Annotated in this window: 25 protein-coding genes; 13 read left to right on the forward strand and 12 right to left on the reverse strand. The window is 60.6% G+C overall.

Going from position 1 to position 25,628, the window contains the following annotated elements; translation table 11 throughout:
* Window positions 1–26: 26 nt before the first annotated feature.
* Window positions 27–1,574 carry a SulP family inorganic anion transporter gene (locus tag ACODSV_RS16760; RefSeq protein WP_150055494.1) on the forward strand — a complete coding sequence of 516 codons (1,548 nt, stop codon included), beginning with the start codon at window positions 27–29 and terminating at the stop codon, window positions 1,572–1,574.
* A 222-nt stretch (window positions 1,575–1,796) separates the two neighbouring features.
* Here the strand turns inward: ACODSV_RS16760 and ACODSV_RS16765 are convergent, their stop codons facing one another.
* Window positions 1,797–2,444: a hypothetical protein gene (locus ACODSV_RS16765; RefSeq protein ID WP_150055200.1), complete on the reverse strand. Its 648-nt coding sequence runs from the start codon at window positions 2,442–2,444 to the stop codon at window positions 1,797–1,799.
* Between the two features lie 369 nt (window positions 2,445–2,813).
* On the opposite strand from ACODSV_RS16765, the gene coxB reads away from it, so the two are divergent.
* From coxB to ACODSV_RS16785, 4 genes are all read left to right on the forward strand, one after another.
* Entirely contained in the window at window positions 2,814–3,941 is a 1,128-nt protein-coding gene (gene coxB, locus ACODSV_RS16770; RefSeq protein WP_150055201.1) for a cytochrome c oxidase subunit II, read from the forward strand.
* 58 nt (window positions 3,942–3,999) lie between these two features.
* Window positions 4,000–5,589, forward strand: coding sequence for a cytochrome c oxidase subunit I (gene ctaD, locus ACODSV_RS16775; RefSeq protein WP_024072609.1), 1,590 nt, complete (start codon window positions 4,000–4,002; stop codon window positions 5,587–5,589).
* Window positions 5,590–5,727: 138 nt separating this feature from the next.
* Window positions 5,728–6,279: a cytochrome c oxidase assembly protein gene (locus ACODSV_RS16780; RefSeq protein WP_024072610.1), complete on the forward strand. Its 552-nt coding sequence runs from the start codon at window positions 5,728–5,730 to the stop codon at window positions 6,277–6,279.
* A 35-nt stretch (window positions 6,280–6,314) separates the two neighbouring features.
* Window positions 6,315–7,202, forward strand: a complete 888-nt coding sequence (locus ACODSV_RS16785; protein ID WP_024072611.1) for a cytochrome c oxidase subunit 3 — start codon at window positions 6,315–6,317, stop codon at window positions 7,200–7,202.
* 6 nt (window positions 7,203–7,208) lie between these two features.
* Here the strand turns inward: ACODSV_RS16785 and ACODSV_RS16790 are convergent, their stop codons facing one another.
* Window positions 7,209–7,412: a twin transmembrane helix small protein gene (locus ACODSV_RS16790; RefSeq protein ID WP_150056057.1), complete on the reverse strand. Its 204-nt coding sequence runs from the start codon at window positions 7,410–7,412 to the stop codon at window positions 7,209–7,211.
* A 45-nt stretch (window positions 7,413–7,457) separates the two neighbouring features.
* Between ACODSV_RS16790 and ACODSV_RS16795 the strand changes: the two genes are divergently transcribed.
* Genes ACODSV_RS16795 through ACODSV_RS16815 form a run of 5 tightly spaced genes read left to right on the forward strand, consistent with a single transcriptional unit; the run spans window position 7,458 to window position 11,381 of the window.
* A complete protein-coding gene (locus ACODSV_RS16795) occupies window positions 7,458–8,222 on the forward strand; it encodes an SURF1 family protein (RefSeq protein ID WP_150056058.1) in 765 nt (254 codons plus the stop codon).
* Window positions 8,188–8,772, forward strand: a complete 585-nt coding sequence (locus tag ACODSV_RS16800) for a hypothetical protein (RefSeq protein ID WP_024072613.1) — start codon at window positions 8,188–8,190, stop codon at window positions 8,770–8,772. The genes ACODSV_RS16795 and ACODSV_RS16800 overlap by 35 nt, the downstream gene beginning before the upstream one ends.
* 10 nt (window positions 8,773–8,782) lie before the next feature.
* On the forward strand, window positions 8,783–9,862 hold the full coding sequence (locus tag ACODSV_RS16805; RefSeq protein ID WP_024072614.1) for a COX15/CtaA family protein: 1,080 nt from the start codon (window positions 8,783–8,785) through the stop codon (window positions 9,860–9,862).
* On the forward strand, window positions 9,850–10,749 hold the full coding sequence (gene cyoE, locus ACODSV_RS16810) for a heme o synthase (RefSeq protein ID WP_024072615.1): 900 nt from the start codon (window positions 9,850–9,852) through the stop codon (window positions 10,747–10,749). The genes ACODSV_RS16805 and cyoE overlap by 13 nt, the downstream gene beginning before the upstream one ends.
* Entirely contained in the window at window positions 10,746–11,381 is a 636-nt protein-coding gene (locus ACODSV_RS16815; protein WP_024072616.1) for an SCO family protein, read from the forward strand. The genes cyoE and ACODSV_RS16815 overlap by 4 nt, the downstream gene beginning before the upstream one ends.
* A gap of 144 nt (window positions 11,382–11,525) precedes the next feature.
* Here ACODSV_RS16815 and ACODSV_RS16820 read toward each other — a convergent pair whose 3' ends face one another.
* From ACODSV_RS16820 to ACODSV_RS16830, 3 genes are read right to left on the reverse strand one after another with little or no spacing between them, the layout of a single operon-like run.
* On the reverse strand, window positions 11,526–12,296 hold the full coding sequence (locus tag ACODSV_RS16820) for a MetQ/NlpA family ABC transporter substrate-binding protein (protein WP_150056247.1): 771 nt from the start codon (window positions 12,294–12,296) through the stop codon (window positions 11,526–11,528).
* A gap of 50 nt (window positions 12,297–12,346) precedes the next feature.
* The gene (locus ACODSV_RS16825) at window positions 12,347–13,021 is read right to left on the reverse strand and encodes a methionine ABC transporter permease (protein ID WP_024072618.1); all 675 of its coding nucleotides are present in this window, start codon (window positions 13,019–13,021) and stop codon (window positions 12,347–12,349) included.
* On the reverse strand, window positions 13,021–14,028 hold the full coding sequence (locus ACODSV_RS16830; protein ID WP_150056246.1) for a methionine ABC transporter ATP-binding protein: 1,008 nt from the start codon (window positions 14,026–14,028) through the stop codon (window positions 13,021–13,023). The genes ACODSV_RS16825 and ACODSV_RS16830 overlap by 1 nt, the downstream gene beginning before the upstream one ends.
* Before the next feature lie 244 nt (window positions 14,029–14,272).
* On the opposite strand from ACODSV_RS16830, the gene katE reads away from it, so the two are divergent.
* Window positions 14,273–16,435 carry a catalase HPII gene (gene katE, locus ACODSV_RS16835; protein WP_263398839.1) on the forward strand — a complete coding sequence of 721 codons (2,163 nt, stop codon included), beginning with the start codon at window positions 14,273–14,275 and terminating at the stop codon, window positions 16,433–16,435.
* 109 nt (window positions 16,436–16,544) lie between these two features.
* Here the strand turns inward: katE and ACODSV_RS16840 are convergent, their stop codons facing one another.
* From ACODSV_RS16840 to ACODSV_RS16855, 4 genes are read right to left on the reverse strand one after another with little or no spacing between them, the layout of a single operon-like run.
* Window positions 16,545–17,264, reverse strand: a complete 720-nt coding sequence (locus tag ACODSV_RS16840) for a PA5502 family lipoprotein (RefSeq protein WP_102624629.1) — start codon at window positions 17,262–17,264, stop codon at window positions 16,545–16,547.
* 37 nt (window positions 17,265–17,301) lie between these two features.
* Complete coding sequence (znuB, locus tag ACODSV_RS16845) at window positions 17,302–18,090, reverse strand: zinc ABC transporter permease subunit ZnuB (protein ID WP_024072622.1); 789 nt, start codon at window positions 18,088–18,090, stop codon at window positions 17,302–17,304.
* Entirely contained in the window at window positions 18,083–18,868 is a 786-nt protein-coding gene (gene znuC / locus ACODSV_RS16850) for a zinc ABC transporter ATP-binding protein ZnuC (RefSeq protein ID WP_102624630.1), read from the reverse strand. The genes znuB and znuC overlap by 8 nt, the downstream gene beginning before the upstream one ends.
* Window positions 18,868–19,350, reverse strand: a complete 483-nt coding sequence (locus ACODSV_RS16855; protein ID WP_069074946.1) for a Fur family transcriptional regulator — start codon at window positions 19,348–19,350, stop codon at window positions 18,868–18,870. Before ACODSV_RS16855 ends, znuC begins: the two co-directional genes overlap by 1 nt.
* Window positions 19,351–19,408: 58 nt before the next feature.
* On the opposite strand from ACODSV_RS16855, the gene ACODSV_RS16860 reads away from it, so the two are divergent.
* Window positions 19,409–20,338, forward strand: coding sequence for a zinc ABC transporter substrate-binding protein (locus tag ACODSV_RS16860; RefSeq protein ID WP_024072625.1), 930 nt, complete (start codon window positions 19,409–19,411; stop codon window positions 20,336–20,338).
* Between the two features lie 64 nt (window positions 20,339–20,402).
* Here ACODSV_RS16860 and ACODSV_RS16865 read toward each other — a convergent pair whose 3' ends face one another.
* On the reverse strand, window positions 20,403–21,356 hold the full coding sequence (locus ACODSV_RS16865; RefSeq protein ID WP_150055254.1) for a homoserine kinase: 954 nt from the start codon (window positions 21,354–21,356) through the stop codon (window positions 20,403–20,405).
* Window positions 21,357–21,412: 56 nt separating this feature from the next.
* Window positions 21,413–21,703, reverse strand: a complete 291-nt coding sequence (locus ACODSV_RS16870) for a DUF2782 domain-containing protein (protein WP_024072627.1) — start codon at window positions 21,701–21,703, stop codon at window positions 21,413–21,415.
* Between the two features lie 74 nt (window positions 21,704–21,777).
* On the opposite strand from ACODSV_RS16870, the gene polA reads away from it, so the two are divergent.
* A complete protein-coding gene (gene polA / locus ACODSV_RS16875; protein WP_024072628.1) occupies window positions 21,778–24,552 on the forward strand; it encodes a DNA polymerase I in 2,775 nt (924 codons plus the stop codon).
* Between the two features lie 269 nt (window positions 24,553–24,821).
* On the opposite strand, the gene yihA is transcribed toward polA, so the two are convergent.
* Window positions 24,822–25,463, reverse strand: a complete 642-nt coding sequence (yihA, locus tag ACODSV_RS16880) for a ribosome biogenesis GTP-binding protein YihA/YsxC (protein ID WP_024072629.1) — start codon at window positions 25,461–25,463, stop codon at window positions 24,822–24,824.
* Between the last annotated feature and the right edge of the window lie 165 nt (window positions 25,464–25,628).

Below are 25,628 nucleotides of genomic sequence, written 5' to 3' on the forward strand. Positions count from 1 at the left end.
CCGGCGAATGCCTCGGGAGAGTCATCATGCGTGCTGCTCAATTGAAAGCTGTATTGCCACGGGAGCTCCTCGCCTCCGTGGTTGTGTTTCTGGTTGCCCTGCCCTTGTGCATGGGGATCGCGATCGCTTCCGGCATGCCACCGGCCAAGGGCTTGATCACCGGGATTATCGGTGGCCTGGTGGTGGGCTGGATGGCGGGGTCACCGCTGCAGGTCAGCGGCCCGGCAGCAGGGTTGGCGGTGCTGGTATTCGAACTGGTACGCCAGCACGGCATGGCGATGCTTGGGCCGATCCTTTTGCTGGCGGGCTTCCTGCAACTGGTGGCCGGGCGCTTGCGCCTGGGCTGCTGGTTCCGTGTCACGGCGCCGGCGGTGGTCTACGGCATGTTGGCGGGGATCGGTGTGCTGATTGTGCTATCGCAGATTCATGTGATGCTCGATGGCGCGCCCAAGCCCTCGGGTCTGGATAACCTGGTGGGTTTCCCGGCAGCCTTGGGCGAGGCGATTCCAACCCTGGGTGGCGGGCTCGGCTGGCAGGCCGGCCTGCTCGGTTTATCCACCATGCTGGTGATGTACCTGTGGGACAAATTCCGCCCGCAGACGCTGCGGTTTGTGCCGGGGGCCTTGCTGGGCGTGGGGCTGGCCACGGTCGCCAGCCTGGTGCTGGCGTTGCAGGTCAAGCGTGTGGAAGTGCCGGAAAACCTCGCCGACGCCATCGACTGGCTGCGGCCCGGCGACCTGCTGAACCTGGCTGATCCGCAGTTGTTGATTGCTGCGTTCGCCGTTGCGTTTATTGCCAGTGCCGAGACCCTGCTCTCTGCGGCAGCCGTCGACCGCATGCACAGCGGCCAGCGTTCTGACTTCGATAAGGAGCTGTCTGCCCAGGGGGTGGGCAACATGCTCTGTGGCCTGGTCGGCGCCCTGCCGATGACTGGCGTGATCGTGCGCAGTTCGGCGAACGTGCAGGCGGGTGCCACCACACGCCTGTCGGCGATGCTCCATGGCGTATGGCTGCTGGGGTTCGTGTTGCTGCTGTCGAGCGTGTTGCAGAGCATTCCTGTGGCGAGCCTCGCGGGTGTACTGGTGTACACCGGGATCAAGCTGGTGGATATCAAGGCATTTCGGGCTCTGGGGCGTTATGGGCGTATGCCGATGTTTACCTATGCGGCCACGGCGTTGGCGATCATCTTCACCGACCTGCTGACCGGTGTGCTGGTGGGCTTCGGGCTGACGTTGGTCAAGCTGGCATTCAAGGCTTCGCGCCTGAAAATCAGCTTGGTCGACCTGCCCCGGGACGGTGAAATGGAACTGCGCCTGGTGGGGGCGGCGACCTTCCTGAAAGTGCCGGCGTTGACCCAGGTACTGTCGACCGTGCCTGCCGGGACCCTGCTGCATGTGCCGCTGAGTAACCTCAGCTATATCGACCATTCCTGCCTGGAGCTGCTGGAGGAATGGGGTCGGGCCAACGCGGCCAAGGGCTCGAAGCTGATGATCGAGGCACGCGGGTTGAAGCGCCGGTTGGAAGGCCGGGTCAGGACGACGACGGGGATAGGTTCGGCGCCATCGATCGGCTGAGGGAGCCGGATCAAAACGTGGGAGGGGGCAAGTCCTAATGCCGGTCAGTTAAGGCTTTTTTGTAGGAGCGAGGGGGATGCCTAGTTCTTGCTCGCGAAGAACTCACAGGCGCCGCGTTCATTCAGGCAACACGCGTTATCGTTGACGTTTTTCGCGAGCAAGAACTAGGCGTCCCCCTCGCTCCTACAGAAGGCGATGTACGCTTAATGTCAGCCTGAAAGTTTAAGCCGGCTGATCCAACGCCAACTCAACCCCCAGCTTGCGGGACAGGCACGGCCAGCGTTTCCACGCGGCTTCCGTGTATGGGCTTTTCAGCTGTTCGCGATACGCCTCGACTGACTCCAGCGCAAAGCTGTCTTCGTTGAGCATTTCATCCACTGCCAGGTGCACCGCTTCGTCCAGCTGGTTGGCGAATGCTTCGCCGATCAACTGATGGGCAATCACGTTAGCCACGGTGGTATCTGCCGGAATCAGTGGCTGGCCAAAATGCTTGATATACAGATCATTGACTTCTTCAACCAGGCGATGAGCCAGGTAGGCCTCGTCCAACAGGCCGTCGAGTCCTTCATGGCCAGCCAGGATCGCGGGCGGTTGCAGGAAGAATTGTTCGGCGATCTTCAATACTGGCTTGATCTGGCTCTCGATGCCGGCTTCGCGGGCCACATCGTGGGCAGCGTCCAGCAAGTCGGGGACAAGTTCGATGTAGGCCGTGACAAAGCGGGTCATGACAATGTTGCGATCACCGTCAGCCAGGGAGATGGCCGAATGCAGGTGCGGCAATTGTTTTTCCAGCTGCTGGGCAAGCTGGCCAGTGCTGGCTTCATGTTGATGGGCACGGGAAATCTGCTCGCGCAATGCGGCGGTGTTCATGAAAGCTCCAGTGATGCAGGCATTGGGAATAGGGAGAGCATAAGGTAGCTCGTTTATACGAGACCCTAAGACGCATTTGTCATAATTATTTCATGGTTATGCGCCCACGTTATATCGAATTGCCATCGTTTGTCGGATAAACGATTCCGCTCCCCGGTTTTATTGGCTTTGGCGGCTCATTTTCGCTCATTTGCCCCTACACATTGCGGGGTTGCAGACCCTGTCTATACTCGGGTTTGTACGCAATTAGCTGATGACGCCAGACTGCATAAGCAGGTGAGGCTAAGCGGTTGTAAGCAGTATGGAAGCCGCTCCCTTCGACGCAGGTGCAAACCGGCGGGATAACAAGAACGATAAGGGGAACCCGCAATGACGCGACATCCACACGTTTGGATGGGCCTTCTGTTGTGGTCAGTATTCGGTCAGGCGCACGCCGCCTGGACAACGAATATGGCGCCAGGGGCGACTGAAGTCAGTCACGCTGTGTTCGACCTGCACATGACCATTTTCTGGATCTGTGTGGTAATCGGCATTGTTGTGTTTGGCGCAATGTTCTGGTCGATGATCCTCCACCGCCGCTCTACGGGCCAGGTCGCGGCCAAATTCCACGAAAGCACGACCGTGGAAATCCTCTGGACCGTGGTGCCCTTGCTGATCCTGGTGGCCATGGCCATTCCGGCGACCAAGACGCTGATCAACATCTACGACAGCAGTGAATCGGATATCGATATCCAGGTTACTGGCTACCAGTGGAAGTGGCATTACAAATACCTGGGCCAGGACGTGGAGTTCTTCAGCAACCTGGCCACGCCCGCCGAGCAGATCCACAACCAGGCGACCAAGGGCGAACACTATCTGCTGGAGGTCGATCAGCCGTTGGTACTGCCGGTGGGGGCCAAGGTGCGCTTCCTGGTGACGGCCGCCGACGTGATCCATTCCTGGTGGGTACCGGCCTTTGCGGTCAAGCGCGACGCCATCCCCGGGTTCGTCAACGAGGCCTGGACCCGTATCGAGAAGCCCGGCATCTATCGTGGCCAATGCGCTGAACTGTGCGGCAAGGACCACGGCTTCATGCCGATCGTGGTCGAGGTCAAGTCCAAGGCCGACTACGACACCTGGCTCGGCGAACGCAAGGCCGAAGCCGCCAAGCTCAAGGAGCTGACCTCCAAGGAGTGGACGCTTGAAGAGCTGGTGGCCCGTGGCGATAAGGTCTACCACACCACCTGCGTGGCCTGTCACCAGGCCGAAGGCCAGGGCCTGCCGCCAATGTTCCCGGCGCTCAAGGGCTCGCCGATTGCCACCGGCACCAAGGAAGACCACCTGCACCGCGTCTATTTCGGCAAGCCCGGCACCGCCATGGCGGCGTTCGGCAAGCAACTGTCTGAGGTGGATATCGCTGCGGTTGTGACCTACGAGCGCAACGCCTGGGGTAACAACAAAGGCGACATGGTCACGCCTAAAGACGTGCTGGCCGTCAAGCAGGCGGAAAGCAAATGACTTCATTCATTGCATATGCCCCGAACCGCCCCGCCCATTCGCTTGCAGGAGAACGGCCATGAGCGCTGTGATCGATGACCATGGCCACGCCGGTGACCATGCCCACGGCCCCGCCAAGGGTTTGATGCGCTGGGTGCTGACCACCAACCACAAAGATATCGGCACCATGTACCTGTGGTTTGCCTTCACCATGTTCCTGTTGGGCGGCTCGTTCGCCATGGTGATCCGTGCCGAGTTGTTCCAGCCCGGCCTGCAGATCGTGGAGCCTGCGTTCTTCAACCAGATGACCACCATGCACGGCTTGATCATGGTGTTCGGTGCGGTGATGCCGGCGTTTGTCGGCCTGGCCAACTGGATGATCCCGCTGATGATCGGCGCGCCGGACATGGCCCTGCCGCGCATGAACAACTTCAGCTTCTGGCTGCTGCCGGCGGCGTTCCTGCTGCTGGTTTCGACCCTGTTCACTCCGGGCGGTGGGCCAAACTTCGGCTGGACTTTCTACGCCCCGCTGTCCACCACCTACGCGCCAGAAAGCGTGACGTTCTTCATCTTTGCCATCCACTTGATGGGCATCAGTTCGATCATGGGCGCGATCAACGTGGTCGCCACCATCCTCAACCTGCGCGCACCCGGCATGACCCTGATGAAAATGCCGTTGTTCGTCTGGACCTGGCTGATCACCGCCTTCCTGCTGATCGCGGTGATGCCGGTGCTGGCGGGCTGTGTGACCATGATGCTGATGGATATTCACTTCGGCACCAGCTTCTTCAGTGCGGCCGGCGGTGGTGATCCGGTGCTGTTCCAGCATGTGTTCTGGTTCTTCGGCCACCCCGAGGTGTACATCATGATCCTGCCGGCGTTCGGTGCCGTCAGCTCGATCATCCCGACCTTCTCGCGCAAGCCGTTATTCGGCTACACGTCGATGGTGTACGCCACGGCGAGTATCGCGTTCCTGTCGTTTATCGTGTGGGCGCACCATATGTTCGTGGTGGGCATTCCGTTGGTCGGCGAGTTGTTTTTCATGTACGCCACGTTGCTGATTGCGGTGCCCACAGGCGTGAAGGTGTTCAACTGGGTCAGCACCATGTGGCAAGGCTCGCTGACGTTCGAAACACCGATGCTGTTCGCGGTGGCGTTCGTGATCCTGTTCACCATCGGCGGCTTCTCCGGGCTGATGCTGGCGATTGCCCCGGCGGATTTCCAGTACCACGACACCTACTTCGTGGTGGCGCATTTCCATTACGTACTGGTGCCCGGTGCGATCTTCGGCATCTTTGCCTCGGCCTACTACTGGCTGCCGAAATGGACTGGCCACATGTACGACGAAACCCTGGGCAAGCTGCATTTCTGGTTGTCTTTCGTGGGCATGAACATGGCGTTCTTCCCGATGCACTTCGTGGGACTGGCCGGCATGCCGCGCCGGGTGCCGGACTACAACCTGCAATTTGCCGACTTCAACATGGTCTCGTCGATTGGCGCGTTCATGTTCGGCGCCACGCAGATCTTCTTCCTCTTTATCGTGATCAAGTGCATCCGCGGCGGCCCGCCGGCGCCGGCCAAGCCGTGGGATGGCGCCGAAGGCCTGGAGTGGAGCGTGCCCTCGCCCGCGCCGTACCACACCTTCACCACGCCACCGGAGGTCAAATGAACAGGTCCCCGATGATCCCCTGTGGGAGGGGGCTTGCCCCCGATGGCGGTGTGTCCGCTGACATCATCCTTGGTTATAAAACAGCCATTGGGGGCAAGCCCCCACCCACATTGACCTCATTCACGCTGGGTGGGCGACATGGCTGACTCCGTACCGCTCAAGCGCCTGGTCACCCGCCTGCTGATCCTGGTGGTGGCGATGTTTGCCTTCGGCTTTGCCCTGGTGCCGATCTACGACGTGATGTGCAAGGCGTTCGGTATCAACGGCAAGACGGCCGGGCAATACGAGGGCGAACAGATTGTCGACCCTGCGCGGCAGGTGCGGGTGCAGTTCCTGTCCACCAATGCCATCGACATGGTCTGGGAGTTCCACTCCAAGGCAGACGAGGTGGTGGTCAATCCCGGTGCTGTGACGGAGATGCTGTTCGTGGCCTACAACCCCACTGACAAACCGATGACGGCCCAGGCGGTGCCGAGTATTTCCCCGGCCGAAGCGGCGATGTACTTCCACAAGACCGAATGTTTTTGCTTCACCCAGCAAGTGCTGCAGCCAGGCCAGCGCATCGAGATGCCAGTACGCTTTATCGTCGATCGCGATATGCCCAAGGATGTGAAGCATTTGACCCTGGCGTACACGCTGTTCGATATCACTGCGCGCCAACCACCGGTGGCTGTCCATAGCGGCGGCTAGCTACTGTTTGCCCGCTTAATCAGGAGAACGAATACATGTCGACTCATGATACGTACTACGTACCGGCGCAAAGCAAATGGCCGATAATTGCCACCCTTGGCATGCTGGTCACCGTGTATGGCCTGGCCGTGTGGTTCAACGATCTGAAGGCCGCCCGCCCGGAATCCCACGGCCCGTGGATCTTTTTCGTCGGTGGTCTGCTGCTGGCCTACATGCTGTTCGGCTGGTTTGGTGCAGTGATCAAGGAAAGCCGTGCCGGGCTGTACAGCGCGCAGATGGATCGCTCGTTTCGTTGGGGCATGACCTGGTTCATCTTTTCCGAGGTGATGTTCTTTATCGCATTCTTCGGCGCGTTGTTTTATGTGCGGCACATGTCCGGGCCTTGGTTGGGCGGCGAAGGTCATAAGGGCATCGCGCACATGCTGTGGCCGAACTTCGAGTTCACCTGGCCGTTGCTCAATAACCCTGATCCCAAGCTGTATCCCGCGCCCGAGGGCACCATCAGCCCGTGGGGCCTGCCGCTGGTCAACACCATCCTGCTGGTGAGCTCCAGCGTGACCATCACCATTGCCCACCATGCCTTGCGTAAAGGGCACCGTGGCGCGCTGAAGCTCTGGTTGGCGATCACCGTACTGTTGGGGTTGGGATTTCTCGGGTTCCAGGCCGAGGAATACATCCATGCCTATAAAGAGCTGGGCCTGACCCTGGGCTCGGGCGTGTACGGCGCGACCTTCTTCATGCTCACGGGCTTTCACGGTGCCCACGTGACCATCGGCACCATCATTTTGTTTGTGATGCTGATGCGCATCCTGCGCGGGCACTTCAATGCCGAGCATCAGTTCGGTTTCGAGGCGGCCAGTTGGTATTGGCACTTTGTGGATGTGGTGTGGATCGGGCTGTTTTTCTTCGTCTATGTGCTGTGAGGCGACTTACCAAGGCGCGTGAGACACCAGTTGGCCGCTGAAAAAGCCCCAGGCGATCAATGCCACGGTGATCACGGCCAGTACGACACGCACGGTCAAGGCAGTGACGAGGCGGTTGGAGTTGCCTTCGTCCTTGACCAGGAAGAACAAGCCACTGAACAGGCTCACGACGGTCGCGATCAGCATCAGGACAATGGCGGCTTTGAGCATGGTCTGGTTCCTGGCTTCGGTGGGCATTGAGGGGATGGGCGGGCAATGAAAACAAGTATAGCCAGCGCCATGAAACGCTTTCGTCCAGGTATCGCACCGACCTTGGTGGTGATGATTCTGCTGCCGTTGATGGTGGGCTTGGGTTTCTGGCAACTGTCGCGCGGCCATGAGAAGCAGTTGCTGGTGGACAGCTATGCCGAACGCCGCGTGGCTGAGCCGATCAGCAGTGTGCAGCTCGCTGACATGGCCGACCCGGCCTTTCGCCGCGTGCATCTGCGCGGGCAATTCGATGCCGAGCACAGTGTGTTGCTGGATAACCGCATGCGCGACGGGAAGGCCGGTGTCGAGTTACTGCAACCCTTTCATGACCAGGCCAGCGGCCTGTGGCTGTTGCTCAATCGCGGTTGGTTGCCGTGGCCGGATCGGCGCACCCTTCCCGCCTTCACCACACCCGACCAGCCTTTGAGTCTCGACGCCTGGGTGTATGTCGCGCCCGGCGAAACATTCCAGTTGCATGCAGACCCCACGACCGCGCAATGGCCGCGCCTGTTGACCGCGCTGCACCCCGCTGCGCTATGGGCTGAGCTCGGACGCAGCGGTTTTGCCTACGAACTGCGCACCGAAGCCGGCCCCGGTACGTACGAAACCACCTGGCCCATCGTTGCGATGGGCCCGGAGAAACACCTGGCCTACGCGGTGCAGTGGTTCGCCATGGCGCTGGCGCTACTGGCGCTTTACCTCTACCTCGGATGGCACACCACAAAGGAGAAGCCCCATGGGAACGGCCATGAATCCACCCAACATGTCTGAGGTGCCTGATCGGCGCAAAGGCCGCTGGCAACTGATGCTGATCCTGCTGATGGTGATCGGCCCGATGGCGCTGGCCACCTTTATGTACAAACTGCAGTTCTGGGTGCCGGACAGTCGCAGCTATCACGGAGAACTGATCGGTAATGGTCAGACCCGCGCCGATATTGGCGTGCAGGCCGATGAACAGCGTTGGCAGTTGCTGGTGACCGCGCCCGCCGCCTGCGCCGCCGATTGCCAGCAACTGGTGTACCTCGCGCGCCAATTGCAGATCGGCCTCGGGCGCGATGCGTCGCGCGCCAGCCATGCCCTGGCCAGTGCACAGCCGGTCGGTGCCGACTATGACGCCAAGTTGAAGGTCGAATACCCGCAATTGCAGCGCTACTCGCTGGATCTCTCGACGTTCACCAAAAACGCCGCCGCACCGGGCGACGCGCAACTGTGGATCGTCGACCCCCACGGCAACCTGGTGCTGCGCTACGACGCCAAGGTCAAGGGCAAGGACTTGCTCAACGACCTGCGCCACCTGTTGAAACTGTCGAACATCGGATAAGGGCATCGTCATGGCCAAACCTGGATTTCGCCTCGCGTTGTTTGCCACCTTGCTGGCACTGATCGTTGTGCTGCTCGGCGCCTATACCCGCCTCACACACGCCGGCCTGGGTTGTCCGGATTGGCCGGGTTGCTACGGCTTTATCAGCGTGCCGCAAAGCGAGGCCCAGTTGGCCCATGCCGAACTGCATTTCCCTGATACGCCGGTGGAGGCGGAAAAGGGCTGGAGCGAGATGGTCCACCGTTACTTTGCTGGCACCCTGGGCGTGCTGATCGTGTTGCTGGCGGCGCGCGCCTGGAGCCATCGGCGTGATCCGGGCCAGCCGGTGAAGTTGCCGCTGTTTTTATTGGCGGTGGTGTTTGCCCAGGCGGCGTTTGGCATGTGGACGGTCACGTTGAAACTTTGGCCGCAAGTCGTGACCGGACATTTGTTGGGCGGCTTCGCAACCTTGAGTCTGTTGTTCCTGCTGACCCTGCGGCTGTCCGGCGTGCTGCCCGCGCTGATCGTGCCCAGGCGCCTGCAATATTGGGCGACCGCGGGGTTGGTGCTGGTCATCGCGCAGATTGCGCTCGGCGGCTGGGTCAGCTCCAACTACGCAGCGGTGGCTTGTATCGACCTGCCCACCTGCCATGGCCAGTGGTGGCCGGCGGCGGACTTTGCCAATGGTTTTCACCTCACCCAGCATATCGGTCCCAATTATCTCGGCGGGCAGCTCGACAGCGACGCGCGCACCGCCATTCACCTGACCCACCGCGTGGGTGCGGTGCTGGTCACCCTGGTTCTGCTGGGCTTGGCCTGGCAGTTGCGCGTCGTTGGCATGACCCGGCTCGCGGGGCTGTTGCTGATCGCTTTGGCGGCGCAAATCAGCCTGGGCCTGAGCAACGTGTATTTCCACCTGCCGCTGCCGGTTGCAGTCGCTCACAATGCTGGCGGCGCAGCATTGTTGCTGACCCTGGTATTGGTCAATTACCACGCCCGCACCAGCCTGGTTCGGGTGCGTCATCAACTGCCGTTCGGCTGGCGCTTCCTTCCGCGCAAGCCGGTATCCGGCCTCACCACCCTTAAAGGAGAGATGCCATGGCGACCTTGATCGGCGCGCGTCACGGCCAGGCAGTCTGGCGCGACTACCTGGAGCTGACCAAACCGAAAGTGGTGGTGCTGATGCTCATCACCTCCCTGGTGGGCATGTTCCTTGCCACCCGTGCAGGGGTGCCGTGGACGGTGCTGGTGTTCGGCAACCTGGGCATTGCCCTGTGTGCCGGCGGTGCGGCGGCGGTCAACCATGTGGTGGATCGGCGGATTGATGCGGTGATGGCCCGCACCCACAAGCGGCCGATGGCGGAAGGGCGCGTGTCGCCTATTGCGGCGTTGGCTTTTGCGTTGTTTCTGGCGGTTGCAGGGCTCGCGCTGTTGCTGGCCTTCACCAACCCGCTGGCGGCCTGGTTGACGCTGGCCTCTCTGCTCGGCTACGCGGTGATCTACACCGGTTTTCTCAAGCGTGCGACCCCACAGAATATCGTGATTGGCGGCCTGGCCGGCGCCGCTCCGCCGCTGTTGGGATGGGTTGCGGTCACCGGCCATATCAGCGCCGAACCGTTGCTGCTGGTGCTGATCATCTTTGCCTGGACCCCGCCGCATTTCTGGGCCCTGGCCATTCATCGCAAAGAGGAGTACGCCAAGGCCGATATCCCGATGCTGCCGGTTACCCATGGTGAGCACTACACCAAGGTGCATATCCTGCTCTACACCTTCGCGCTGCTGGCGGTGAGCTTGATGCCCTATGTGATCCATATGAGTGGCCTGCTCTACCTGGCGTGCGCGCTGGTTTTGGGCGCACGCTTTCTGCAATGGGCCTGGGTGCTGTACCGTGGCGCTCAGCCGCACGCGGCGATCAACACCTTCAAGTACTCTATCTGGTACTTGTTCCTGCTGTTTATCGCCCTGCTCGTAGATCACTACTTACTGTTGAACCTATGACTCGAACTCAAAAAACTGTCTTCATTCTGGTGGCCATTGTCGCGTTGATCATGGGCCTGACCGTCAACAAGGTGCTCTCGGGCAAGGGCCAGGGTGACCCCACCGCCTTGATCGACGCAGGCATCATCCTGCTGCCGCAAAGCCGCCAGCTGCCGTCGGTGAGCATGACTAACCAGGAAGGCCAGCCGGTGCTGGTCAATGAATTGAAAGGCAAGTGGAGCCTGCTGTTCTTCGGCTACACCTTCTGCCCGGACATCTGCCCCACCACGCTCGCCCAACTGCGCCAGATCAAGAGCGAGCTGCCCAAGGAGGCTGTGGATAAGTTGCAGGTGATCCTGGTCAGTGTCGACCCGAACCGCGATACACCGACCCAGCTCAAACAGTACTTGGGCTACTTCGACCCGCAGTTCCAGGGCTTGACCGGCGCGAATGTGGACGATGTGCAGAAGGTGTCGAATGCGGTGAGCATTCCGTTCATTCCGGCGGATACCAGCAAGCCCAACTACACCGTCGACCACAGCGGTAACCTCGCGCTGATTGGCCCGGATGGCACCCAGCGTGGCTTTATCCGCGCGCCGCTGAACAACCAGAAGCTGGTGGCGCAGTTGCCGGGGTTGTTGCAGCGCAAGTAACAGGTAATACAAAACACATGTGGGAGGGGGCTTGCCCCCGATTGCGGAGTATCGGTCGCTGCATAAGCTGACTGATCTGCCGCCATCGGGGGCAAGCCCCCTCCCACATTTTTTGATCTCCAGAGTGTTGGAGACCGAGTCGGATCAGAACGCCGGCAGGATTGCGCCTTTGTACTTCTCTTGGATGAACTGCTTCACCTCAGGCGTGTGCAGGGCGGCAACCAGCTTTTTCACGGCGTCCGAATCCTTGTTGTCTTCGCGGGTTACCAGGATGTTCACGTAAGGCGAGTCATTGCCTTCGATCACCAGGGCGTCCTTGGATGGGTCCAGCTTGGCTTCCAGCGCGTAGTTGGTGTTGATCAGCGCCAGGTCGACCTGGGTCAGCACACGCGGCAGGGTGGCGGCTTCCAGTTCACGGAACTTGAGTTTTTTCGGGTTGCCGGTGATGTCCTTGATGGTCGACAGGATGTTGGTCGGGTCCTTCAGGGTGATCAGGTTGTGCTTGGCCAGCAGCAACAGCGCGCGGCCGCCATTGGTGGCGTCGTTCGGGATCACTACGTTGGCACCGTCCGGCAGGTCTTCCAGCTTTTTGTACTTGCTCGAGTAAGCACCCAGGGGCTCCAGGTGCACGGCACCGACGCTCACCAGCTGAGTGCCCTTGGCTTTGTTGAACTCATCAAGGTACGGCTGGTGCTGGAAGAAGTTGGCGTCCAGGCGTTTTTCAGCCACTTGCACGTTGGGCTGCACGTAGTCGGTGAAGACTTTGACTTGCAGGTCCACGCCCTCTTTGGCGAGTGCAGGCTTCACGAATTCGAGGATTTCCGCATGGGGTACCGGCGACGCAGCGACGGTAATTGTCTCGGCGTGGGCGGAAAGCGCGGCGACGGCGGCGAAAGCAACCAGTAGTTTTTTCATCCAGCAAGCTCCTTGTTCGGGCATGTGCCGGCGGGGGCCGGCAATGGCCGTTATTTTCGAGAAAAGTGCACCACCAGCTTGTCGCCGACGGTTTGCAGAATTTGCACCAGAACCAACAGCATCACCACGGTGACCACCATCACGTCGGTTTGGAAACGCTGGTAACCGAAGCGGATCGCCAAGTCACCCAGGCCACCGGCGCCGACCACACCGGCCATGGCGGTGTAGGACACCAATGTAATCGCCGTCACCGTGATCGCCGCGAAAATGCCGGGGCGGGCTTCGGGCAGCAGGGCGTTGGTAATGATCTGACGCGTGCTGGCACCCATGGACTGGGTGGCTTCGATGATGCCGCGGTCGACTTCGCGCAAGGCGGTTTCCACCAGCCGTGCAAAAAATGGCGTTGCCCCGACGACGAGTGGCGGGATAGCGCCGGCCACGCCCAGCGATGTGCCGGTGATCAGTACCGTGAACGGGATCATCACGATCAACAGGATGATGAACGGCAGCGAACGCAGGATGTTCACGATCAGCGACAGCAGCGCGTATACACCTTTTTGTTCGAACAACTGGCGCGGGCTGCACAGGAACAACAGCACGCCCAGTGGCAGGCCGAGAAGCACAGTGAAGAACAGCGAGCCAAATAACATGATCATGGTGTCGCCGGTGGCGAGCCAGATTTCGGACCAGTCGATATTGGCGAAGAAACTCAACAGGACTTCCATTAGCGCAGGACCTCCATATGGACGTCTGCGGCGGTGAAGCGCGCAAAGGCCGCTTCCATGTCGCCGCCGGTGACGGCGAGGGTCAGTTGCCCGTAGGGGATGTCTTTGATGCGGTCGATACGCCCGGCGAGGATGCTGTAGTCCACCCCCGTTTCGCGAGCGACGGTACCCAGCAGGGGCGCGTAGGTCGCTTCGCCCTGGAATGTCAGGCGAACGATACGGCCTGGTACGTGGGCGAAGTCATCGCGCTGCTCGCCTTCATCGACCTGCTCGGCTTCCTGCACGAAGCGCTTGGTGGTCGCGTGCTTGGGGTGCAGGAACACATCGGCCACCGAGCCTTGCTCGACGATCACGCCGGTATCCATCACGGCGACCTGGTCGCACACGCGGCGGATCACATCCATTTCATGGGTGATCAGCACGATGGTCAGTTTCAACTCGCGGTTGATCTCGGCCAGCAATTGCAGGACCGAGGCGGTGGTCTGCGGGTCGAGGGCGCTGGTGGCTTCGTCGCACAGCAGAATCTTGGGTTTGGTCGCCAGGGCGCGGGCGATACCGACGCGCTGCTTCTGGCCGCCGGACAACTGCGCCGGGTATTTCCTGGCATGGTCCGACAGCCCGACACGAGCGAGCAATTCGGCCACGCGCTGGTCGATTTCCCTGCGGGACAATTCGCCGGCCAGGGTCAGCGGCAGTGCCACGTTGTCGGCAACGGTCTTGGAGGCCAGCAGATTGAAGTGCTGGAAGATCATCCCGACCTGCTGGCGGAAACGACGCAGGCCGTTGGCGTCCAGGGCCGTGACTTCTTCACCGTCGACATTGATCTGGCCGCCGCTGGGTTCTTCCAGGCGGTTGATCAGGCGCAGCAGGGTGCTTTTACCCGCACCCGAATGGCCGATCAGGCCAAACACCTGGCCGTTCTCTACGCGCAGGCTGGTGGGGTGCAGTGCGGGGATATCCTTACCGGCGACGCGGTAGGTTTTATGGACGTTATGAAACTCGATCACGTAGCGAACCTTGTGGGGCGCATGGAAAAGGGATCAGCGGTTAGCCGGGCGCGCATTTTAGCCTGTCCGTATAGCGTTTCTTAGCATTTATTTCGCATTCATCCAGCGATTTGGCAATAACGCGATCAAAGGTCATAAAAAAGGAACGGTACAAAACTGCGTCAGTCACTACTTAAGCAACGCGATTTCCCAGGTGCCGTGCCTGGGGTTTTGCTCAAACGAGCCGGGGACCGCTCTGGCCACTTTGAATAAGGAGTTTTGTCTGATGAGTACCAAGAAGCCAGCTACCCCGCCGAAGAGTGAACTCGCGGGTACCGATACCCTGGACCGTGGCAACACCAACGCCAAGCTGCAGGCCCTGGAGGCATTCCGTTCCGACGCGACCGGCCAGGCGCTGCGTACCAACCAAGGCGTAAAGATTTCCGATAACCAGAACACGTTGAAAGTCGGCGCCCGCGGCCCGTCGCTGCTGGAAGACTTCATCATGCGTGAGAAAATCACGCACTTCGATCACGAACGTATCCCGGAGCGCATCGTGCATGCCCGTGGTACGGGCGCCCATGGGTATTTCCAGACCTATGCAAACCATTCAGCGCTGAGTAAGGCTGGCTTCCTGCGGAACCCCGAGCATAAAACCCCGGTGTTCGTGCGCTTTTCTACGGTGCAGGGCCCGCGTGGTTCGGGCGATACCGTGCGCGACGTGCGGGGCTTTGCCGTGAAGTTCTTCACCGACGAAGGCAACTTCGACCTGGTGGGCAACAACATGCCGGTATTTTTCATCCAGGATGCGATCAAGTTTCCTGACTTTGTGCACGCGGTAAAACCTGAGCCGCACAACGAGATTCCTACCGGCGGCTCGGCGCACGATACGTTTTGGGATTTTGTCTCGCTGCAGCCGGAGTCGGCACACATGGTGCTGTGGGCAATGTCCGACCGTGCCATTCCAAAAAGCCTGCGCGCCATGCAGGGGTTCGGTATTCATACCTTCCGCTTGATCAATACCGAAGGTAAGTCGAGCTTCGTGAAATTCCACTGGCATCCAAAGGTCGGCACCTGCTCGCTGGTGTGGGACGAGGCGCAAAAGCTTGCCGGTAAAGACACCGACTACCACCGCCGCGACCTGTGGGAAGCCATCGAAAGTGGCGATTACCCTGAGTGGGAGCTGGGTGTACAAATCGTCGCCGAAGAAGATGAGCATAAGTTCGACTTCGACCTGCTGGACCCGACCAAGATCATCCCCGAGGAGCTGGTGCCCATCACCCCGCTGGGCAAGATGGTGCTTAACCGCAACCCGGACAACTTCTTCGCTGAAGTCGAGCAAGTTGCGTTCTGCCCTGGCCATATCGTCCCAGGTATCGACTTCACCAATGACCCTCTGCTGCAAGGCCGTCTGTTTTCCTACACGGATACCCAGATCAGCCGACTGGGAGGGCCGAACTTCCATGAGCTGCCGATCAACCGGCCGGTAGTGCCTTTCCATAATGGTCAGCGCGACGCCCAGCATCGCACGGTGATCGACAAGGGCCGTGCGGCCTACGAGCCGAACTCGATTGACGGCGGCTGGCCCAAAGAAACCCCGGCAGCTGCTCAGGATGGCGGTTTTGAGACCTACTACGAGCGGGTCGACGCGAACAAGGTCCGTGAACGCAGTGAGTCGTTTGGCGATCACTTTTCCCAAGCCACGCTGTTCTTCAACAGCATGAGCCACCATGAGAAAGAGCACATCATCGCGGCGTACAGCTTCGAGTTGGGTAAGGTGGAGCGTGAGTTTATCCGTGCGCGCCAGGTCAACGAGATTCTGGCCAATATCGATCTGGAACTGGCCAAGCGCGTGGCGCAGAACCTCGGTTTACCGGCGCCGACCAAGGGCACGGTACCGCCACGCAAGACGTCATTGAAAGAGTCGCCGGCGCTGAGCCAGGTGAACCTGCTGTCGGGCGATATCAAGACGCGCAAAGTGGCGATCCTTGCCGCTGATGGCGTGGATGGCACAGCGATTGATGCGCTGAAGAAGGCGCTGGAAGCTGAGGGTGCCCATGCCAAGCTGTTGGGGCCGACTTCGGCGCCGGTGAAGACGGCTGATGGCAAGCGCCTGAAGGTGGATGCGTCGATGGAAGGCATGCCGTCCATTGCGTTTGATGCGGTGTTCGTGCCTGGCGGGAAAGACTCGGTGAAAGCCTTGAGCGGTGATGGTGTGGCGTTGCACTTCCTGCTGGAAGCCTACAAGCATCTGAAAGCGATCACGGTGGCCAGTGACGCGAAGCCATTTCTGGATTTGCTCAAGCTTGAGGCGGATGCGGGGTTGATCGTTGGTTCGGATGCGAAAGCGTTCAAGGCGTTTTTTGCCGCGATTGCCCAGCATCGGGTTTGGGATCGTGAGCCGAAGGCCAAGGCGATCCCGGCCTGATTTTTTGGTTGTTTGTTAGATCGTCATCGGAGGCAAGCGCCCTCCCACATTTGGAATACATTTCAAATGTGGGAGGGACGGTGCGACGATTCGACTTGCCCCCGATGCGTCATTCCGCCTTACGCGGAGTCAGCACAACCTGCGCCGAGATGTTCTTCAGAATCTGCCGTTGAATCTTCAGGTCATACCCCGAATCAATCCGCTTCACCCGTTTGGTCAGCAACGTGGCCAGCCACGGGTAATCCTGGGTGCGCGGCACCTGGAGGCTGACTTCACACTGGTAATTCACGACATCGGTAGCGATGGCGTCCAGTTGATGGCGCAGTTCTTCGATATCGGTGAGGTTCAGCGCTACGGTAGTGCTTTGGGCGGACGGGTCGATGACCTTGGCGACGGGTTTGGTTTCGGCGGCTTTCAGGGCGGCCTCGGCTTTGTCCAGCTCGGCTTTGCGGGCGTGGGTGATGGCGCTGTTTACCCCACCCGTCAGCGCCGGGGCCTTGGGCATCAATGCACGGGCACGGCTCAGGGCGGTGGCGGCGGCGTTGACATCGCCTTTTTGCAATACGATTTGACTGCGTTGCAGATAGGCTTCGGCCAATTGGCGCTGGTACGCCTCCAGCGCTGGGTCGTTGGGCGACTCGGCCTGCAATGCGGCGAGCTGGTCTTCGGCGGTGGCCAGCTCACTGCTGGCGAGGTTTTGCTCCAGCTGTGCGATGGCCGCAGCGCGCGCGTCAGGTGCCTCTGGGGCGGCGGGCGGTGTGCTTTGACAGGCGCCCAGCAGCAGGGAAAATGCGGCAAGGAGCAGATAACGGGAGGTGAACGGCTTCATTCCTGCGACTCTCTATTTGCGCAAAAAGCGAGCAAGTCTACACCCCTCGACGGGGCAGGACAAAACTCAGCAGAAACAGGGCGGCGGCCGTGACCACAATCGACGGTCCTGCCGGGGTGTCCTTGAACCAGGACAGCGCCAGGCCCCCGCATACCGCAAGCATCCCCAACAGGCTGGCGCCGAGCGCCATCTGCTCCGGTGAGCGGGCGTGACGCTGGGCGGCGGCTGCGGGGATGATCAGCAGCGATGTGATCAACAATACGCCGACAATCTTCATCGCGACAGCGATCACCACTGCGATCAACAACATCAGCGCCATGCGCAGAGCGGGGACGGGCAAGCCTTCGACGGTGGCCAGCTCCTCATGCACGGTGATCGCCAGCAGTGGCCGCCACAGGCTCACCAGCAGCACCAGCACGGCTGCGCTGCCGCCGAGGATCCAGGCCAGGTCGGTTGGGCTGATTGCCAGCAAGTCACCGAACAGGTAGGCCATCAGGTCGATGCGCACTTCATGCATGAAGCTCAGCACCACCAGGCCCAGGGACAGCGTGCTCGGCGCCAGGATGCCCAGCAGCGTGTCGGAGGCCAGCGGTTGGCGCTGTTGCAGGGTCACGAGCAGTACCGCCAGCAGCAGGCAGCCTGCCGTCACGGCGATGGTCGGGCTGACGTCCAGCAGGAAACCCATGGCTACGCCCAGCAGCGCGGCATGCGACAACGTGTCGCCGAAGTAAGCCATGCGCCGCCAGACCACGAACGAACCCAGGGGGCCCGCCACCAGCGCCAGAGCCAAGCCTGCCAGCAGGGCGTAGAGCAGAAAATCAGCCATGCTTGCAGCTATCTCCATGAACGTGGGTGTGAGGTGTCGCGGGATCGTCGACCACGGCGCCATGCAGGTCATGGGCGTGGTCGTGATGGTGGTGGTAGATCGCCAGGCTCTGTGCGTTCTTGCCGAACAGTTCGACAAACGCCGGATCGCCGCTGACCTGTTCCGGGTGGCCGGAGCAGCACACATGACGGTTGAGGCACACCACCTGGTCAGTGGTACTCATCACCAGGTGCAGGTCGTGGGAAACCATCAGCACACCGCAGCCATGGCGGTCGCGCAGGCGGGTGATCAGGCTGTACAGCTCGGCCTGGCCAGCGACGTCGACGCCTTGTACCGGCTCATCGAGCACCAGCAGTTCAGGCTCGCGCAACAGGGCGCGGGCCAGCAAGACGCGCTGCATTTCGCCCCCGGAGATGCTTTGCACCGGGCTGTCGATCACGTGTTCAGCGCCGACTTCCTTGAGCGCCGCCTGCGCGCGGGTGCGGTCCACGCCGGGTACCAGGCGCAGGAAACGCAGCACGGACAATGGCAGCGTTGGGTCCACATGCAGTTTTTGTGGCATATAGCCGACGCGCAGCTTGGGCTTGCGCCACACGCTGCCAGTGTCGGGCTTGAGCAGGCCGAGGACAGCGCGCACCAGGGTAGTCTTGCCGGCGCCATTGGGGCCGATCAGGGTGACGATCTGCCCCGGCTCCACACTCAGTGCGATGTTATCCAGCACGTTTTGCCCGGCGAACGTGACCCCGACCTGCTCCAGGCGGATTAGCGCATTGCTCATCAAGCCCCCTGGCAACCGGAGCAGAGACCGACGACTTCGACGGTTTGCCCTTCCACCTTGAAGCCGACATCGGCGGAACTCGTGATAATGGCGTCGCTGATGCTTTTTTGTTCAAGCTCGATGGCGGCGTGGCACTTGCGGCAGATCAGGAACTGGCCCTGGTGGGCGTGTTCCGGGTGATTGCAGCCGACAAAGGCGTTGAGCGAGGCAATGCGGTGTACCAGGCCGTTGTCCAGCAGGAAGTCCAGTGCGCGATACACCGTGGGCGGCGCGGCGCGGCGCCCGTCCTGCTCGCTGAGCACGCCGAGAATGTCGTAGGCGCCCAGTGGCTTGTGGCTTTGCCACACCAGCTCCAGCACCCGCCGACGCAAAGCAGTCAGGCGCAAGCCCTTCTGTGCGCACAGGGTATCGGCTTCCGACAGCGCGGTATGCACGCAGTGAGAGTGGTCGTGGGGACGGCTGGCAAGCGGTGTTATAGGCATGAGCGGCGACAGACATTTGATAGAGACGTTATTATGTTACCCGTTCCTACGCCATTGAGTGGTCATCGTGTCCCGACTTTTTCCCGTTTTTGTCGTATTTGCCGCCAGTTTGTTCATTGCCGGTGCCGCGCAGGCCGAGGTCAAGGTGCTGACCAGCATCAAGCCGCTGCAACTGATCGCCGCGGCTGTGCAGGAGGGTGTGGCCATTCCAGAGGTGCTGTTGCCGCCAGGCGCGTCGCCCCATAACTACGCCTTGCGCCCATCCGACGTACGGCGTGTGCAATCGGTGGACTTGCTCTATTGGATCGGCCCGGACATGGAAAGCTTCCTGCCCCGCGTGCTCAAGGGCCGTACGGCGGCAACCGTGGCGGTGCAGGACCTGCCGGGCATGAAATTGCGTCGTTTCGCCGAAGATAGCCATTCTCACGCCGATGATGCTGACGAACATGACCACGATCACCGCCCGGGCAGCCTGGATGCACATTTGTGGCTGTCGACCGTCAACGCGCGGGTCATCGCCGCGCGCATGGCTGCGGACCTCAGCGCCGTCGACCCGGAGAATGCCGAGCGTTATCAGAGCAACGTGAAAGCGTTTGATGGCCGCCTGGATGCTTTGGACGCGCGCCTGAAAGCGCGTATGGCAGGCGTCAGTGCCAAACCTTACTTCGTGTTCCACGAGGCCTTCGACTACTTTGAAGACGCTTATGGGCTCAAGCACGCCGGTGTGTTCAGCGTCGCGGCCGAAGTGCAACCCGGCGCCCAGCATGTGGCGGCGATGCGTACGCGTTTGCAGGAAGTCGGTAAGACCTGCGTGTTCAGTGAACCACCCTTGCGCCCGCGCCTTGCCGAGACCTTGGTGGCCGGTTTGCCGGTGAAACTGGCGGAACTGGATGCACTGGGCGGCTACACCCCGGCGTCGGCCCAGGGTTACGAGCAGGTGTTGGATAAGTTGGGGAATGACCTGGCAGGTTGCCTGGAGTCGTTGTAAGCCTTAACGAAGATCAAATGTGGGAGGGGCAAGCCCTCTCCCACATTTTTGACCGGGTGGGTCCTTAGAGCGCGAATGGCAGGTGGACGGTGACCTGCTGGCGTTGCGCCAACCGATGCTGGAACTCGGCGGGATCGTGGATCAACACATCCTGCCCGGCAAAGGATTCCGCGGCGATCAGTCGCGACAGCCAGAACCGCACGCAGGCCACGCGCAACATGGTCGGCCACAACTCGGCCTCCTTGGCGGTGAACGGCCGTAGCCCTGCGTAGGCACCCAGCAGCGCACGGGCACGTTGCCCATCTATCACGCCGTCGGCATCCGAACACCAGTCATTCAGGGCGATCGCCACGTCGTACAACATTGGCCCCGAACAGGCGTTATAGAAGTCGATCAAGCCCGTCAGGTGCGTGCCTTCGAACATCGCGTTGTCACGGAACAGGTCGGCGTGAACGTTGGCGCGCGGCAGGGCGAGGATCTCGACCTTGTGGGCCTCGATTTCAGTCAATGCAGCTTGCAGCAGGCTTTGCTGTGCATCGTTCAAGTGCGAAATCAGCTGCGCGCCTTCGCTGAGCATCCAGTTCAGCCCGCGATCAGTCTTGCGTTCCAGCACTTTCTCGCCTTGCGTCGCCAAGTGCAGATGGCCGAGCAGGTCGCCGACCTGGGCGCAGTGCTGGGCGTTGGCGTCCTTGATGTGCTTGCCGGCCAGGCGCGGTTGCAGCAACGCCGGTTTACCGGCCAGTTCGCGCAAGGCTACGCCGTCGGTGGTGCGCAGGGCGTAGGGCACGGGCAGGTCGGCGTCGTGGAGCACGTCGAGCAGTTCGATGAAGAACGGCATTTCTGCGACCGGGCCGCGTTCAACCAGGGTCAGGACGAACTCGCCTTGCTCCAGGCTGATAAAAAAATTGGTGTTTTCGCTACCAGCGGCAATCCCCTGGAAGTCAAGCAGGCGGCCGAGCCCATAGGGGGCAAGAAAGGTTTCCAGCTCGGGCCGAGCCAGGGGGGTGAACACAGACATGGTTAAAACTGCCATTACGGGCGCTGCGGGGAGCAGCGCCGATTAAAGTTAAGAAATCATTTCCATTCGAAGATCTTCCATGAAGGGATCAGCATATCCGGCTGGTCAGAGCGGATGAAGTTCGCATCGGTTCCGTCCGCGCGCACCAGGAAGTACGGTGGAAAGCCTTTCTTGGTCACCTTGATTGCGTACAGGAAACCGTTTTGGCGGTACTCCTGGATAGTCCGGTCGCCTTCCGTGCGAATGGTGACTTCCGGGTCGCCCGAAGGGGCGGTGTCTGCCGCCATGGCGGCCAGCGGAGCGAATGCAAACAAGCCGGTCAACAGCAGGCGATTGAATGTACGCATGATAACCTTGTCCCTTTGTTTTCATTGGTCCGGCTATTCTAGCGCCTGACCCGCCGAAAAGGTTGATCCTGCTCATGAGCCAAGCACCCCTCGTCCTGGTGGACGGTTCTTCTTATCTGTACCGCGCCTTCCATGCGCTGCCACCGCTGACCACCTCCAAAGGCCTGCCGACCGGTGCGGTCAAGGGCGTGTTGAACATGCTCAAGAGCCTGCGCAAGCAGTACCCGGACAGCCCGTTCGCGGTGGTGTTCGACGCCAAGGGTGGGACCTTTCGCGACGATATGTACGCGCAGTACAAGGCCAACCGTCCGAGCATGCCCGATGACATGCGCTTGCAGATCGAGCCGCTGCACCAGAGTGTGATCGCCCTGGGCTTCCCTTTGCTGTGCGTCGAAGGCGTCGAGGCCGATGATGTCATCGGCACCCTGGCCCGCAGCAGCGCGGCCGCTGACCGCCCGGTGGTGATTTCGACCGGTGACAAGGACATGGCGCAACTGGTGGACGGGCACATTACCTTGGTCAACACCATGACCGGTAGCGCCATGGATGTGGAGGGCGTAAAGGAGAAATTTGGCGTCGCTCCGGAGCAGATCATCGACTATCTGGCGCTGATGGGCGACTCGTCCGACAACATTCCAGGGGTTCCAGGCATTGGTCCCAAAACCGCCTCTGGCTTGTTGGTGGGCGTTAATGGCGGCCTGAAAGAGTTGTACGAGCAACTGGATATCGTGCCAACCCTGCCCATCCGCGGTGCCAAGACGCTGCCGGCCAAGCTGCTGGAGCATAAGGAGATGGCGTTCCTGTCCTACCAGCTGGCAACCATCAAGATCGATGTACCGCTGGATGTGGGCTTGGATGACCTGCACCTGATCGAGCCGGATCGCGAGAAGCTCCTGGAGTTGTACACCCTCCTGGAGTTCAAGAGCTGGTTCGACGAAGTGCAACGCGACGCCAAGCGCTCGGGGCTGGAGGTGGCGGCTCCGGTTGTGGAGAATGCGCCGCTCGTCGATACCGCACTCAAGTACGAAACCATCCTCGACCAGGCGCGTTTTGACGTGTGGTTGAAGAAGCTCGGCGACGCCAAGTTGTTTGCCTTCGACACCGAGACCACTGGCATTGATGCCCAGCAGGCGCAATTGGTGGGCTTGTCGTTTGCAGTCCAGCCCTATGAAGCCGCCTACATCCCACTGACCCATTCCTACATGGGCGTACCGGAGCAACTGGACCGTGACACGGTGCTGCGCGCACTCAAGCCGATTCTCGAAGACCCGAGCAAGCTCAAGGTCGGCCAGCACGCCAAGTTCGACATGAACATCCTGGCCAACTGCGCTATCGGCGGTGATCAGGCATGCGGCATCTCGGTGCAGGGCATTGCCTACGACACTATGCTCGAGTCCTACGTCCTGGATTCCACCGCCACCCGCCATGATATGGACAGCCTGGCTCAGAAATACCTGGGTCACACCACCGTCAGCTTCCAGGATATCGCCGGCAAAGGCGCCAAACAGCTGACTTTTGACCAGATCTCCCTCGAACAAGCCGGCCCATATGCCGCAGAAGATGCTGACGTGACCTTGCGCCTGCATCAGACCCTGCATGAAAAACTCCTGGCTATCCCAAGCCTGGCCTCAGTGCTGACGGATATCGAAATGCCGTTGGTGCCGGTGTTGGCGCGTATCGAACGCCAGGGTGCGCTTGTGGATGCCAAGCTCCTCGGTGTGCAGAGCGTTGAGCTGGGGAACAAGATGGTCGAGTTGGAGCGTGAGGCATTTGCCATCGCGGGTGAAGAATTCAACCTTGGCTCACCCAAGCAATTGGGCGCGATCCTCTACGAAAAACTCGGTCACCCGGTGCTCAGCAAGACCGCCAAGGGCCAGGCGTCGACCGCCGAAGCGGTGCTCGCCGAGTTGGCCGACCAGGATTTCCCGCTGCCCAAGGTGCTGATGCAATACCGCTCGATGAGCAAGCTCAAAAGCACCTACACCGACCGCCTGCCAGAGCAGATCAACCCGCGCACCGGGCGTATTCACACGTCTTATCACCAAGCGGTGGCAGCAACCGGGCGTTTGTCGTCCAGTGACCCGAACTTGCAGAACATTCCGATCCGCACCGCCGAAGGCCGGCGGATTCGCCAGGCGTTCATCGCGCCCAAAGGCTACAAGTTGCTGGCGGCGGACTACTCGCAGATCGAACTGCGGATCATGGCGCACCTGGCCAAGGATGAAGGCCTGCTGCATGCTTTCCGTAATGACCTGGATGTGCACAAGGCTACCGCTGCCGAAGTATTCGGGGTGGCGTTGGATGCGGTGACCACCGACCAGCGGCGCAGCGCCAAGGCGATCAACTTCGGCCTGATCTACGGCATGAGCGCGTTTGGCCTGGCCAAGCAGATCGGCGTCGACCGAAAGCAATCCCAGGCGTATATCGACCGCTACTTCGCCCGCTACCCTGGCGTGCTGGCTTATATGGAACGCACCCGCGCCCAGGCGGCCGAGCAGGGATACGTCGAGACCATTTTTGGTCGTCGCCTGTACCTGCCGGACATCAACGCGAAGAACCCGGCGCTGCGCAAGGGTGCCGAACGGACGGCGATCAACGCACCGATGCAGGGCACGGCGGCGGACATCATCAAGAAAGCCATGGTGGCGGTGGATCACTGGCTGGCCGAGTCGGGCCTGGACGCCAAAGTCATCCTGCAGGTGCACGATGAATTGGTGCTGGAGGTTCGCGAAGACCTGGTCGATACAGTGCGTGAGGAGATTCGTCAGCACATGAGCCAGGCCGTGACACTGGATGTGCCCTTGCTGGTGGAAGTGGGTGTGGGCGACAACTGGGACGAAGCCCACTGATTTCGCGGCTTTGCCGCCACCCAGCGTGGCGGCTGAGCGCGTTAGATCCGAAAGTGATGTCAGTTATTGCCAATAGTTTTTTGGGCGGGCAGGAACTTAACTCATGAAATGCGACTCAGAGTTACTGAATGGGTGGTGAAGCCCTTCAATGCTCCTATGTTGTGTTAAGTGTTGGCAGATATCTGGACCCCGCCCTAGCGGTCCGGAACTTGAACCCCGAACTTCCCCTCCCCATACGAAGTCCGGGGTTTTTTTTGCCCGTCGAAAAGTTACTCGGCGATTTCCGCGCCCTTGTCTGCCAATTCCATCCAACTGGCCAGCACGGTGTAGGCGTCTTCCAGGCCCATGCGCTTTGGCGCTGAGAACAACTGGATGGTGATCGCGTCACCCCACCCTTTACGGATTTCGGCCTGCACTTTGAGCAGCGTGTTCTTGGCGGCGCCGTAGGTCAGCTTGTCGGCCTTGGTCAGCAGGATATGCATTGGCATGCCGCTGGCGACTGCCCAATCGAGCATCAGCAGGTCGAAGTCGGTCATTGGATGACGGATGTCCATCATCAGGATCAAGCCCTTCAAACTCTCCCGGCCGCCCAGGTAAGCCTCCAGGTGACGCTGCCAGTGCAGCTTCAACGGGATAGGGACTTTTGCGTAACCGTAGCCGGGAAGGTCGACCAGACGCCGATCATCGTCTAGCTTGAAGAAGTTGAGCAACTGCGTGCGGCCCGGGGTTTTCGAGGTACGCGCCAGGCTGGCGTGGGTCAGGGTGTTCAGCGCGCTGGATTTACCAGCGTTGGAGCGACCGGCAAAGGCGACTTCAAAGCCTTCGTCATCGGGGCATTGGTCAACTTTGGCGGCGCTGAGCATGAACGTGGACTGTTGGCACAGGCCGAGGATGGGATTCTTGAGTTGCATGAGATTTCCGATGTGGGCGGTGCCGAAAAAGGGTGCGGCAAGCGGTGTCGTTTCCGTTTCAGTAGCGCCAGTATATAATGCCGCAGATTTTGTGTGTGCTTTGTCCCAGCGAAGGATGAAGTTCACGGGAGCGATAGACCTTTATTGCGCATTAGAACGCAAAAC

This window comes from Pseudomonas sp. FG86 (assembly GCF_057808775.1).